This window comes from Pacificibacter maritimus (assembly GCF_003814915.1).
In the GTDB taxonomy this organism is placed as follows: Bacteria; Pseudomonadota; Alphaproteobacteria; order Rhodobacterales; family Rhodobacteraceae; genus Celeribacter; species Celeribacter maritimus.
The window spans coordinates 996,226-1,008,981 of the sequence record NZ_RKQK01000001.1 but is presented as its reverse complement, the minus strand read 5'-3'; the positions used below and the strand labels follow the sequence as shown (position 1 = coordinate 1,008,981).

The window sequence follows — 12,756 nt, the reverse complement described above, 5'->3', positions numbered from 1 at the left end:
GCCTCCTTAAAGTGGTTTTTTGAAAGGGGATGGTTGATCATCCGCTTTGGGTTCCGTGCGGCCAGCTTTTGGCCTGCGCAGGCGCGCCATGAGGGATTTGATACGGCGCGTGCCTTCCACCAATCCACCGGGCAAGAATGTAACAACCAGCATAAAGGTCAGGCCCAATGTCAGGTGCCAGCCTTCGCCTGTGAAGCGGGCAAATACCCAAACGACAGCGTGCTCAAGCCCATCAGGCAACCAGTGGAACCAAGAATGCAGCACGCTTTCGTTGATCTTGGAGAAGATGTTTTCAAGGTATTTGATCACACCTGCGCCTAAAACTGGCCCCATCAAAGTGCCCGCGCCGCCAAGGATCGTCATGATAACAACCTCGCCTGATGCGGTCCAAAGCATACGGTCAGCGCCTGCCAATGGGTCCATTGCTGCCAGCAATCCACCTGCAAGACCCGCATACATGCCTGAAATCACGAAAGCGGCTAATGTGTAGGGGCGGGTGTTCAGACCCATGTAATTCATGCGCTGTTGATTTGTTTTGACCGCGCGCAACATCATGCCAAAGGGCGAGCGAAACAGGCGAATAGCGATGTAAAAAGCCAAGATCGCAACGATGCCGCAAAAGTAGAAACCGACATTAAAGGTAAACACGCGGTTGAGCGCTTCGACCTTATAGGAACTGTTCATCGCCAAGCCAAAGATATTGGTCACAGGCAAAGACGCGCTTTCATTCGTGCCATCTAAAATGCGTGGATCGCTTAGCGCCAGTTGCAAACCTGTTTCGCCGTTTGTGATAGGCGTCAGCACAGAATAGGCTAGTTTGTAACACATCTGTGCAAAGGCAAGTGTCAGAATTGAAAAGTAAATTCCTGAACGGCGCAGCGAGATAAAGCCGATCACCACAGCCAAAAGGCCAGAGACAACCATCGCCAAAAGAATGGCGGGAATGACATTCATCGTCAGCAGTTTAAACATCCAAACCGCTGCGTATGATCCCACACCCAGAAAGGCGGCATGGCCAAAGGATAGGTACCCAGTGAGGCCAAAGAGAATGTTAAACCCAACAGCAAAGATGCCAAAGATCGCAACTTTTTGCATCAAATCAGGATAGCCGCCATTGAACTGGTCTAGGCCAGAATTGGCCGCAAAAGGTTGCATGATAATTGGGGTAAAGAGCGTGAGAAGCACGACGATCAACAAGAATGTTGCGTCCTTTTTGTTTAGTCCGAGCATGGTTTATTCCTCCATCACGCCGCGTTTGCCCATCAGACCGCGCGGACGGGTCAAAAGGATGATGATTGCAACGAGGTAAATGACAATTTGATCGATCCCTGGCAAAATGGATTTCACTTCGTTCATCGATGCGAAGCTTTCCAAAATACCAAGCAAAAAGCCTGCAGCCACAGCGCCAGGCAAACTGCCCATGCCGCCAACAACCACGACCACAAAAGACAGAACTAAGAAATCCATACCCATGTGATAGTTCGGGCTGAGAATTGGCGCGTACATCACGCCCGCCATGCCTGCCACCGCAGCCGCAAGGCCAAACATGATGGTGAAACGCCGATCAATATCAATGCCCAGCAAGCCCACGGTTTCGCGGTCAGCCATGCCTGCGCGCACAACCATGCCAAAGGTGGTAAAGCGCAAGAATGAAAACACAGCCCCGATGATCACTGCCGCAAACAGGAAATAGACCAAGCGCCAGTAGGGGTAGATGATCACATTGGGATCAAAACCCAGCATCATGCCGAAATCGAACGAGCCGATGAAAACCTCAGGGGCAGGGGTTGAGATGGGGTTGGCACCGTAAAAATATTTGATCACCTCTTGCAGCACGATGGCCAATCCGAAGGTGACCAAAATCTGATCTGCATGCGGGCGTTTGTAGAAATGCTTGATCAATCCGCGTTCCATCACATAGCCCACGACGATCATAACAGGGATCGAAAACAAGATTGCTAAAGGCACGGCCCAATCGATCAAGGCGCCGCCGAATTCGGGGCCAAACCACGCTTCGACGTAGGGGGTTTTGATCGTGGCTGGATTGCCCAAAAAGTCAGTCTTGGTCGGATCAACCGTTTCAAAAGACAACGACAAAAGGCGCGACAGGGTGACCGCGCAAAAGGCACCAATCATAAAGATCGCGCCATGGGCAAAGTTCACCACGCCGAGCGTGCCAAAAATAAGTGTAAGCCCCAGCGCGATCAGCGCATAGGCCGAGCCCTTATCAAGCCCGTTTAGAATTTGCAGTAGAATGCCGTCCATCGTCCCCACCTGTTCCGTTTTTCCGCGTAGCTTTCTTGTGCTCCAAAGGCGGTGCCTGTGTCGCGCAAGTGTTTTATTGTGGAATTTGAATGGTTTGTGTCTGTGTGTTGGTCAACTGGGCGCACCTGAATGCGCCCAGTCAACGGGTTAGCAGCCTGTCAGACTATGCGCCGGGGTTGCAGTCGCCCAAAGCGCCGCCTGCAAACATCGGGTGATCCGCATCGTAGGTAACCTGAGCGGCTGGCGTGACTTCGACCACTTCCAACAGGTCAAATTCTGACTCTGGATTTTCTTTACCGCGCACAACCAAAACGTCTTTGAAACACTGGTGATCTTCAGCACGGTAAAGTGTTTTACCATTGCCCAAACCATCGAATTCAAAGCCTTCAAGCGCTTCTGCAACCGCACATGGGTTGAAGGAACCACCGCGTGCGACAGCATCTGCGTAAAGCAGTGTTTGACAGTAAACGGTATGTGCCGCCTGTGAGGGAGGGAAGCCGTATTTTGTGCCAAAGGATTTGACGAATGCTTTTGATGCGTCGTCTTGCAAAGACCAGTGCCAGTTGGTTGATCCGTGAATGCCTGCCACGTTTTTGCCCGCACCGCGCGCCATCAAGCGTGAGTAAAGCGGTACAACAATTTCGAAATTCTTGCCGTTCACTTGCTTATCACGCAGACCGAACTGCACCGCGTTGGTCAAGGAGTTCACCATATCCCCGCCGTAGTGGTTCAAGACCAAAACATCTGCGCCAGAGTTCAACACAGGCGCGATATAGGATGAAAAGTCACCCGCGCCCAAAGGTGTGCGCACTTTCTCAGCTGTTTTCCAGCCCATTGCCTCAGTGGCGGCTGCGATAGATTCTTCTTGAGTCCAGCCCCATGAATAATCCGCTGTCAGGTGATAGGCCGTGCGATCTGTGCCGTAGAGATTTTTAAGCACAGGTGCCAAAGCCGCAGCAGACATATATGCGTTAAAGAAGTGACGGAAACCATTGGCTTTTTTGTCTTTACCTGTGGTGTCGTTTGAGTGGGTTAGCCCCGCCATAAAGATCACGCCAGCCTCTTGGCATAGACCTTGCACAGCAATCGCAACGCCAGAAGAAGATCCGCCTGTGATCATTACGGCGCCGTCTTTTTCGATCATGGATTTCGCGGATGCGCGCGCCGCATCAGATTTTGTTTGCGTGTCGCCTGTGACGTATTGGACTTTCTTGCCCAAGATGCCGTTGCCTTCGAGTACCTTCGAGCTGAAGGTGTTCAGCATGCCGCCGTCGCCTTCGCCGTTGAGATGCTCAACCGCCAGTTCGTATGCGCGCAACTCATCCGCGCCCTCGTCAGCATAGGCACCAGATTGCGGCACGTTGAAGCCCAGCGTTACAGTGCCGCCCATCGGCTCATTGGTAAAAGCCGCAGCGCCCGATGTGAATATAGTTGGCAGCGCCAGACCCGCGCCTGCCACTGCACTGGTTTTAAGCAGTCCGCGACGCGTGAGTAGTGAATTAGACATAGAAAATCCTCCCTTAGGTTTTCGGTCCGCTTGGCCCGCACCTCCTCGTACGGGCTTTCGCGTATCCTGTTGTGATGTCAGCCTACCGCGTATCTGCGACCACCGACTTGTTAACAAGATGTAGGTATACTGAGGATGTGCTGAAAATTATTCAACAAGTGCTTTTGTTTAAATGATTTTTTTGTTAATTTTTGAACAGGTATAAATTTTACTTTGTAAATTTATTATCCCGCACGCGCAGAAAAATCACTTTGCGAGTGCAGAAAGCCATTGAAATAACTTGGGGAAACCATGTCGCGTTCAACTTTAACTGGTTCACGAATTCGCGAGCGACGCACGCTTGCGGGCCTCAAACAGGCCGATTTGGCGCGCCTTGTGGGCATTTCTGCGGCTTATCTGAATTTAATCGAACATAATAAGCGCAAGATCGGCGGCAAGCTGTTGGTTGATTTGGCCCGTATTTTACAGGTCGAAGTCGGCAGTCTCACTCAAGGTGTGCAATCAACTTTGGTGGAAGGGTTGCAAAATGCAGGGGCGGAAAACGGGCTGACGGATGTGTTCGTTGAAACGGATCGTATCGAAGATTTCGCCAATCGATTTCCAGGCTGGGCCGCTTTGGCCAGTCGTCAGCATGAACATATCAAGGCCTTGGAGCGACGCATCGAGGCGCTCAATGACAGGTTGGCACATGATCCATTTTTATCCGAAGCCCTGCATGAGGTTCTGTCAACGGTCACAGCCATTCGGTCCACCGCTGGTATTTTAAACGCCGATGATGATATCGATGCGGAGTGGCAAGCCCGCTTTCACCGCAACATGTATGAAGACAGTCAGAGATTGGCCACAGGCACCCAAGATTTGGTGCGCTATCTTGATACAATCGGCAAAGAAAATGAGACGCCCGATACGCCGCAAACCGCCTTTGAAGCGTGGTTGCAGCAACAAGATTATGCGCCCGCTTTGCAGTCTGATCCAAATGATGCGGCCATCAATGAGGCCCAGCAAAACGAGCGCGCTCAAAGCGGCCAACCTGTGCTTGCATTGTCATCTCCAGCGGCGCGGAGCTTGGCTGATGGTTGGATGACGCGGGCAAAACAGGATGCCGATCAAATGCCACTGTCTACGGTGTTGGACGTGCTCGAACAGTTTGGTCCTGACCCCGCAGCTTTGGCAAAGCGTACTGGCGCAGATATTGCCGCCGCTATGCGCAGGCTGGCAACCTTGCCACCAACTCAATCGGGTGCGGATTGCGGGATGGTGATCTGCGATGGGGCGGGGGTCATTACTTTTCGCAAACCATTAGAAGGCTTTACGCCGCCGCGTTTTGGGGGTGGCTGTCCGTTGTGGCCGCTCTATCAGGCTTTGGTGCGCCCCATGACGCCTGTGCGCCGCGTGGTTGAACTCACAGGCCAGCCTGCGCGCAAATATCTGGCCTATGCGATTTGCCAACCCAAAGCGCATCTGGGCTTTGATGCGCCAGAGGTGCTTGAGGCGACGATGCTGTTTGTGGCGCTGGACAGGGCAACTGGTCCTATGCTTCAGGATTTGCCGCAAGATGTCGAGGCGGTAAAGGTCGGCACGAACTGCCGCGTTTGCACCCGCGCTGCCTGTCCTGCCCGTCGAGAACCGTCTTTGATGGGGACCGAAAATCGAGCGTGAACAAGACTTTTGACTCAACGATCAAATCACGCAATAGTGACTGATCTTGAGGAGGAGGAAATCGGCTATGGGCAAACGCGTCCTGCTGATCGAAGACGAACCCAATATCATTGAAGCGATTAGATTTATTCTGTCGCGCGATGGTTGGAGCGTTGAAATACAATCTGATGGCGCGCGCGCTATCGATGCGGTGCGTACCAAACACCCCGATATCGTAATTTTGGATGTGATGTTGCCTGGCATGTCGGGTTTTGAAATTTTGCGGCTCTTGCGCCAAGATCCCGCCCATGCAGATTTGCCTATCTTGATGCTGACTGCGCGAGGGCAGAAAAAAGACCGCGATCTGGCGCAGTCTTACGGGGTATCCGCCTTTATGACCAAGCCATTTTCCAACGCCGATATGCTAGAGACTGTGCGCAGTTTGGTGGCCCAAGCGCATCAGACTTCGAAAGATGTTACACCAGATGAGGCTGCCGCTGAGTCTATAGAAAATGGATGATCGCAGGCGCACCCCTTTGTATTTAGCGCGCGCCTCTTACCGTAGGCGGCGTTTGATCGATGCACAAAGACTGCTGCCTATATTTCTGTTTTTATTGTATTTAATACCGTTGCTCTGGGGGGACGAGGCGACCAATACGCCTGTAGGTGACGGGGCGCGCGGCTATGTTCATGTGTTTTCCGTTTGGTTTGGTGCCATCGTGATCGCTGGCTTGATCACACGTGCTTTGCGGCGCGAAGATAGACGTCACGAGACCGACCAAACAATTGATCAAACGCCTGCAGTTGATTTCGAAAACGGGTCATAGATGCTTTCCTTTAACGTCCTTGTTCTGGCCTGCCTTTGCTATGCGAGTTTTCTGTTTGTTGTGGCCTTTTGGGCAGAACAACGCGCCAAAAGGGGGCGGCTGGGTTGGCTAAAATCGCCATGGATTTATACGCTATCTTTGTCGATTTATTGCACCGCATGGACTTTTTACGGCGCGGTGGGCTATGCGGCACGCTCAGGGCTGGAATTTGCCACCATCTATATGGGGCCAACCATGGTGATGATCGGCTGGTGGTGGATTTTGCGCAAACTCGTACACATCGGGCGCAGTCAGAGAATCACATCTATCGCCGATCTCATTTCGTCGCGCTACGGTAAATCCACCGTGCTGGGGGTTCTGGTCACTGTGCTGGCAGTGATCGGCACTACGCCCTATATCGCGTTACAACTGCAATCTGTTGCCCTGTCGTTTGCCGTGTTTTCCCAAGCAGGAAACGAAGGGGTGACAGGGGCTGCGACCTTGCCTGATCTGAATGTGACAGCGCTTTGGGTCGCCGCAGGTCTCTCCTTGTTTGCCATTCTCTTTGGCACCCGCAATCTGGATGCAAACGAACGCCATCATGGCGTGGTAACGGCCATCGCTTTAGAAGCTATTGTGAAATTCATCGGTCTTTTGGCCGTTGGGGTGTTTGTGGTCTGGGGGATCGGCGGCGGCATGGCGGATATGCTGGCGCGTATTGATGCCTCGCCCGTGTCCCAAGTCGATTTGGATGGCACGCGGTTTATCACATTGACCCTATTGTCAGGGGCTGCGTTTTTGACCTTACCGCGCATGTTCCAAGTGCTGGTGGTCGAAAACGCAGACGAAGACCATCTGTTCACCGCAGGCTGGGCCTTTCCTTTGTACATGTTTGGCATGTCGCTGTTTGTGATCCCCATCGCAGTTGTCGGGCTAAACGTGCTGCCTGAGGGGTCGAACCCCGACATGTTCGTGCTGACGCTGCCTTTGAATTACGATCAACATGCTTTGGCGACGCTCAGTTTTTTGGGCGGATTTTCATCGGCCACCTCTATGGTCATCGTGGCTGCTATTGCCCTGTCCACCATGGTGTCCAATCACATCGTTGTGCCACTTTGGCTGTCATCGCGCAAAGACAGTGCCACCTATTCTGGCGATATCCGCGCTGTGGTTTTATTGGCGCGTCGTGTGTCTATCGCTGTGGTTTTGGCCTTGGGATATTTCTATTTTCGCTTGTCAGGTGGATCCGAAGCTTTGGCCGCTATCGGTTTGATTTCATTCACAGGATTGGCGCAGGTCTTGCCTGCGATGCTCGGCGGAATATTCTGGCGCGGGGCAACACGCACAGGGGCCATCATGGGGCTGTGTTTAGGCTTTACTGTTTGGGCCTATACCATGTTTTTGCCCTCCTTTGGCGCCGCTGCTGGATTTTCCACACAGGTTCTAGACAACGGGCCTTGGGGCATTACGCAACTGCGCCCCCAAGCTTTGTTCGGCATCACTGGGGTTGATCCCGTGGTGCATGCGGTGGTCTGGTCCCTTGCGCTCAATAGTGCTGTGTTTATCCTTGGGTCTTTGATGTCTTTCCCGCGCCCCGTTGAACGCTTGCAGGGCGCACAATTCGTTAATGTATTTGATCATTCTGGCCCCGCACGCGGATGGTCCTTAGGCAGGGTTGAGGCCGAAGATCTACTGGTCATGGCGCAGCGCATTATCGGCAGTGCCGAGGCGCAATCCCTGTTTCAAAATGAAGCCAAAGCCCAAGGCAAAAAAGGCTATCTGCCTGATCCTACACCGGCATTTATGGATGGGCTTGAACGCAAACTCGCGGGCTCAGTGGGGGCCGCCACGGCGCATGCGATGCTGGGACAAATCACCGATGGGGCGGCAGTGTCTGTCGAAGATTTAATGGCCGTGGCCAATGAAACAGCACAGATGTTGGAGCATTCAAATCAGCTGGAAGCCCAATCCAATGAATTGGCCCGCACAGCGCGCAAATTACGCGAGGCCAATGAAAAACTGACGGAAATTTCGATCCAAAAAGACGCCTTTCTCAGTCAAATTTCCCATGAGCTGCGCACGCCTATGACCTCTATTCGTGCGTTTTCAGAAATCCTGCGCGATGCGGGCACCTCTGGGACCAAACTTGATGAAGCCAGCTTGGCGCGGTTTTCTGGCGTCATCCATGACGAAGCGCAGCGTCTGACGCGCTTGCTGGATGCTTTGCTGGATCTTTCGGTTTTGGAAAGCGGGCAGGTGTTTTTGACATGGGAACGCCATGATTTGCACGATGTGATTGAACACGCGATCGAAGCCACAGGGCAGGGGCTTGATGGCGCAGATTTGCAGATCAAACGTGACCTATCGAGCGAACATATTATCTTGGATACGGATGCGGATCGTTTGGCGCAGGTTTTTATCAATTTGATTTCTAATGCCCGTAAATATTGCCAAGCCGAAACACCTGTGTTGCACATTAAAACCCGCCGCCAAGGCCTGAATATTCAAATTGACTTTATCGACAACGGTCAGGGAATTCCCGAGCAAAAACAATCCGTCATCTTTGAAAAGTTCTCGCGTTTGGGCGATGAAGCAAAAGCAGGCGGCGCGGGACTGGGTTTGGCGATTTGCAGTGAAATTGCGCATAACCTAGGCGGATCAATTTCATATTTACCCGCCCAAGGCGGTGCTGGATTTCGCATCGATTTACCTCAAACGCGCCAGCTGCCTTGATTTGCGAGGCGCCTGCATCAAAATTCACCTATCGCCGCTGAATTTCCTGCATCGGTCAATCATTTGTTTACCTTGAAGGGGCAAAACTTAACGCACCCTCCAACTCTTGCCAGAGGGCGCCCGTTTGCATGTCACGCAGGGACGTCTTTTGCCAATGGCCCGCTTGTCTGGGCGTGAAAGAACACGAACGCATTCTTATGGCTGACGAAGATCTCATATCTGCAATGCGCCGCAAAGCGGGTGTCGGGCGACCACCGCCCGATGTTACGGCCATGTCTGCGCCCAAAGCACTGCGTTTGGCCTTGGCCAAGGCCGCAGAAGACTGCACAGGTATGGTCTTGCAGGTTGGGGAGGTCATTGAAGAGATAACATCTGTCTCTCGCTTGCCCGATAGCATTGATGATCATTCATTGCTGGCCTTACTCGAAGGCCCCGATTCTGCATACGGGTTGGCTGTGTTTAGTTTGGGGGTCACCACATCTGTTGTCGAACAATTGACCACTGGCAAGGTGCAAAAATATAGCCCAGAAAAGCGTGACCCAACGTCCACCGATTCCGTCATGTGCTTTGATGTGATTGACAGAATGCTTGCGAATTTCGAAACGATTGTGGCCGAAGCCTCCCAGCCGCCCGAAATTGCGAACTATCGCACGGCTGCGCAGCTGTCGGAAACCCGATCCATTCCGATTGCCTTTGATGATATTCGCTACCGTATGTACCGCGTGTCGGTCGATATGGGGCGGGGGGTGCGCCAAGGCGAGATTATGTTTGTTTTCCCCGCCAGCCGACCCAAACCTAAAGTCGAAGCAGGCATGCAAACTGCTTGGGAAACCAGTTTTCAAGCCTCAGTGTTAAAAACCGAAGCGCAGCTTTCGTCAGTTTTGCATCGTGTGTCCTTGTCTTTGTCCGATGTGGCCAATCTGCAAGTGGGCATGCAAATCCCTGTCCCCAAAGAGGCCCTGAACCGTGTCGAACTGGTCGCAGATGGGCGGCGTATTTCTATTGGTCGTTTAGGGCAGGTCAACGGTCACCGCGCGGTGCGCATTAATCTTAATCCAGTTCAAGAAAATGATGCTGACATGTCGATGACAAATGACTTTTCGAGCGGTGAGATGATGGACATGAATGGGACTGATGGCGAAATGCCTGACTTGGGTGACTTGCCCGACATAGGCGCGGATTTTGGGGGCGGGTTTGAGACACCAAACTCCATGGGTCGTCTGGGCGACCTACCAGATCCCGATCTGGCCATGGGAGTACCATCTTTAAGTGATATAGGGTCCGATTTCGGAGGGGGCTTCGGGGGCGATCTTCCGCCGCTCACTGGCGATGACGGGTTGCCCGATTCGGGAGATTTCCCTGCCATGGGCGATTTGCCCGCTTTGGGATAGCCTGTCGTCATAGCTGTCTGACAATCTGACGCGCGACATGCGGTACTGGTTTTTACCGATCTGTGAGCCAATTCAAAGGGTTCTTGCATTTTCTGTTTCTTCTCAGCATGATGTAGAAAATTTTGCGCGGAGAGGACATGACCAGATCCGATGCCACTGTGCCTGAAGAGCATGACGTCAAACCGCTGGTGACAACACGCAGCGCTAAAAATGTTGCCTACATCACGTTGGCGAACCCGCCCGTAAATGCGTTGACAGTGGATCTGCGTAGATCGCTTTTAAGCAGCCTTCAATTGGCCCAAGATGACCCGTCCGTCACTGTGATCTGTTTGCGCGGTCAAGGCGCAGGGTTCAGTGTGGGCTTCGATGTGAAAGAACTTGCAACTTTGCCCGAAGGTCAACTTGAGGCTGCACCAACGTTGAGCGATCTTTGTGCGGCAATCGAGACCAGCCCCAAACCCGTGGTCGCCGCATTGCACGGCACGGTTTTCGAAGCAGGGCTCGCGCTGGCTTTGGCTGCGCATTATCGGGTTTGTGGACCAAAAGCACGGTTTGCAGCACCTGAAGTGACCTTTGGCATGATACCAGGCGGTGGCGTGACCCAAAGATTGCCGCGCCTGACAGGGCCGAATGTGGCGCTGGAACTGCTGCTTTCTGGTAAATCAATTTTTGGCCAACAAGCGCAGCAAGTCGGCTTGGTGGATCATGTCGTCGATATGCGTACGCCCAAAGGCGTCGCGTCTTTTTGTGCAAAAATTCAACAAACGGATCGACCTGCACCAAGGTCTTGTGATGTGACAACAGGACTGGCCGATGGCGCTGGCTTTATGGCCGAAATCAATCGCCGCCGCGCCAAGGTACCGCGACATCATGCATCACCCGCTCGCTTGATTATCGATTGCGTAGAAGCTGCTGTTTTGCTGCCCTTTGAAGCGGGCTTATTCCGTGAAGAAGCGGCGCGAGTCGAAATGCTCGGTGCGCCCCACGTCAAAGCCATGCGCTATGCAAACTACGCCGAACGCCGCGCTGTGCGACCCGTTGATTTTGATCCTCAACCCGCACAGCCCATTCAATCCATCGGCATCGCAGGCACGTCAAACATGGCCGTTGGGCTCGCAATGATCGCTTTGGATCGCGGATTTTCTGTGGTGCTTTTCGGTTCTGATGCAAATCAAGTCGCTTTGGCGCAAAGCAAAGTCACACGGTCCTACGATCAAGCGGCACAGATGGGCCAAGTCAGTGAAGCGGAAAAAAACGAACGTCTGGGGCGTTTTCTAGGATCAGACGGCCTGCGCAGCTTGTCTGCTTGCGATCTGGTGATCGAAGCCTCAACAGGATCGGTCGAACGGCGTGCGCAAATCTTGAGCCGTATAGAAGAATTCGTCGATAAAGAGGCGCTCTTGGCAACGATTGGTGATCATGGTTTCACGCGGATTGCACAAGACCTGTCCCATTCAGATCGGTTCTTGGGACTGCATTTCTTTGCGCCGGTCCAAGCTGTGCGACTTGTAGAATTGGTGCGCCCAGAAAACTTGTCCCAGCGTGCATTTGCCTCTGCTTACGCGGCTATGCGCACACTTGGCAAAGCGCCGATCACCGTGCCTGCCCAAGACGGATTGATCGCCAATACCTTGCAAGCCGCGATTTGGGATGCTGTCGACGTGATGCTTTTGCTTGGTGTCTCACCCTCTCAAATCGACACGGCGATGGAGAACTATGGATTTGCAACGGGACCTTGTGCGCAAATGGACGCCCTTGGTCTGGCGCATCTTTCCGGCGTTGCCCCGACTGTTTTGGTCGCAGAAGGGCGCTTAGGGCGGGGCGGATCAGGCGGATTTTATTCCTATAGTCTTAGCCAGTCTGACGCAATTCGCGGTGATGATTCCGCAGCCATTGCAATTCTTGATCCCATTCGCGAAGGCGCTGGTATAGATCGCGTGTTTATGAGCGACTCTGAAATTTGTGATCGCATTGTCTTGGCGCAGGCAAATGCAGGGGCGAAAGCACTGCAAACTGGGGCGGCATCCCGCCCGATTGATATTGATGCCGTGATGCTCATGGGGAAAGGCTATCCGCGCTGGCATGGTGGGCCGATGATGGCAGCTGATATCATGACGCCCTTGGTTGTTCAAAAAAAGCTGCGCCAATTTTCACTCGAAGCCCCAGATATTTGGGAGCCAGTGCAATTGTGGGCAGAGCTTATCAAAAACGGTGATTTGTTGGAAAATCTCAACGATTTTTAAGTCAAGTCACCAAAGCTGGTTTGCAACTTGATCCAGATCAAAGTGTTGATCCGCAGCACCGTTTAAACATTTCATAGAGCGCAACACCGAGGCAATATTGGTCTTGCCTGTTGCCTCCTTCCTCAGACTATTTTGTCTGAACGTTGTTTGCCTGTTGTGCGTGGGCTGATAAC

Annotated in this window: 9 protein-coding genes; 6 read left to right on the top strand and 3 right to left on the bottom strand. The window is 52.8% G+C overall.

All coding sequences use genetic code 11. From position 1 onward, the window contains the following. Positions 1-6: 6 nt before the first annotated feature. The 3 genes from EDD53_RS04655 to EDD53_RS04645 all read right to left on the bottom strand — a co-directional run bounded on the left by EDD53_RS04655 (position 7) and on the right by EDD53_RS04645 (position 3,772). On the bottom strand, positions 7-1,230 hold the full coding sequence (locus EDD53_RS04655; protein WP_123792003.1) for a branched-chain amino acid ABC transporter permease: 1,224 nt from the start codon (positions 1,228-1,230) through the stop codon (positions 7-9). A gap of 3 nt (positions 1,231-1,233) precedes the next feature. Beyond that, positions 1,234-2,265, bottom strand: coding sequence for a branched-chain amino acid ABC transporter permease (locus tag EDD53_RS04650; RefSeq protein ID WP_123792002.1), 1,032 nt, complete (start codon positions 2,263-2,265; stop codon positions 1,234-1,236). 163 nt (positions 2,266-2,428) lie between these two features. After that, positions 2,429-3,772 (bottom strand): substrate-binding protein, encoded by a 1,344-nt coding sequence (locus EDD53_RS04645; protein ID WP_123792001.1) that lies wholly within the window; start codon positions 3,770-3,772, stop codon positions 2,429-2,431. 291 nt (positions 3,773-4,063) lie between these two features. On the opposite strand from EDD53_RS04645, the gene EDD53_RS04640 reads away from it, so the two are divergent. The 6 genes from EDD53_RS04640 (at position 4,064) to EDD53_RS04615 (ending at position 12,583) form a co-directional block, all read left to right on the top strand. Beyond that, on the top strand, positions 4,064-5,431 hold the full coding sequence (locus EDD53_RS04640) for a short-chain fatty acyl-CoA regulator family protein (protein ID WP_123792000.1): 1,368 nt from the start codon (positions 4,064-4,066) through the stop codon (positions 5,429-5,431). Between the two features lie 67 nt (positions 5,432-5,498). Further along, positions 5,499-5,930: a response regulator transcription factor gene (locus EDD53_RS04635; protein WP_123791999.1), complete on the top strand. Its 432-nt coding sequence runs from the start codon at positions 5,499-5,501 to the stop codon at positions 5,928-5,930. Continuing rightward, positions 5,923-6,237 (top strand): hypothetical protein, encoded by a 315-nt coding sequence (locus EDD53_RS04630; protein ID WP_211331582.1) that lies wholly within the window; start codon positions 5,923-5,925, stop codon positions 6,235-6,237. Before EDD53_RS04635 ends, EDD53_RS04630 begins: the two co-directional genes overlap by 8 nt. Next, a complete protein-coding gene (locus EDD53_RS04625; RefSeq protein WP_123791998.1) occupies positions 6,238-8,949 on the top strand; it encodes an ATP-binding protein in 2,712 nt (903 codons plus the stop codon). A 128-nt stretch (positions 8,950-9,077) separates the two neighbouring features. Next, positions 9,078-10,340 carry a FliM/FliN family flagellar motor switch protein gene (locus EDD53_RS04620; RefSeq protein ID WP_123791997.1) on the top strand — a complete coding sequence of 421 codons (1,263 nt, stop codon included), beginning with the start codon at positions 9,078-9,080 and terminating at the stop codon, positions 10,338-10,340. 137 nt (positions 10,341-10,477) lie between these two features. Beyond that, positions 10,478-12,583, top strand: coding sequence for an enoyl-CoA hydratase-related protein (locus EDD53_RS04615; RefSeq protein ID WP_123791996.1), 2,106 nt, complete (start codon positions 10,478-10,480; stop codon positions 12,581-12,583). The last annotated feature ends 173 nt before the right edge of the window (positions 12,584-12,756 follow it).

Coding starts and splice junctions, on each gene's coding strand:
- EDD53_RS04655 (WP_123792003.1), bottom strand. CDS start 1,230: ATGCTCGGACTAAACAAAAAGGACGCAACATTCTTGTTGATCGTCGTG.
- EDD53_RS04650 (WP_123792002.1), bottom strand. CDS start 2,265: ATGGACGGCATTCTACTGCAAATTCTAAACGGGCTTGATAAGGGCTCG.
- EDD53_RS04645 (WP_123792001.1), bottom strand. CDS start 3,772: ATGTCTAATTCACTACTCACGCGTCGCGGACTGCTTAAAACCAGTGCA.
- EDD53_RS04640 (WP_123792000.1), top strand. CDS start 4,064: ATGTCGCGTTCAACTTTAACTGGTTCACGAATTCGCGAGCGACGCACG.
- EDD53_RS04635 (WP_123791999.1), top strand. CDS start 5,499: ATGGGCAAACGCGTCCTGCTGATCGAAGACGAACCCAATATCATTGAA.
- EDD53_RS04630 (WP_211331582.1), top strand. CDS start 5,923: ATGGATGATCGCAGGCGCACCCCTTTGTATTTAGCGCGCGCCTCTTAC.
- EDD53_RS04625 (WP_123791998.1), top strand. CDS start 6,238: ATGCTTTCCTTTAACGTCCTTGTTCTGGCCTGCCTTTGCTATGCGAGT.
- EDD53_RS04620 (WP_123791997.1), top strand. CDS start 9,078: ATGTCACGCAGGGACGTCTTTTGCCAATGGCCCGCTTGTCTGGGCGTG.
- EDD53_RS04615 (WP_123791996.1), top strand. CDS start 10,478: ATGACCAGATCCGATGCCACTGTGCCTGAAGAGCATGACGTCAAACCG.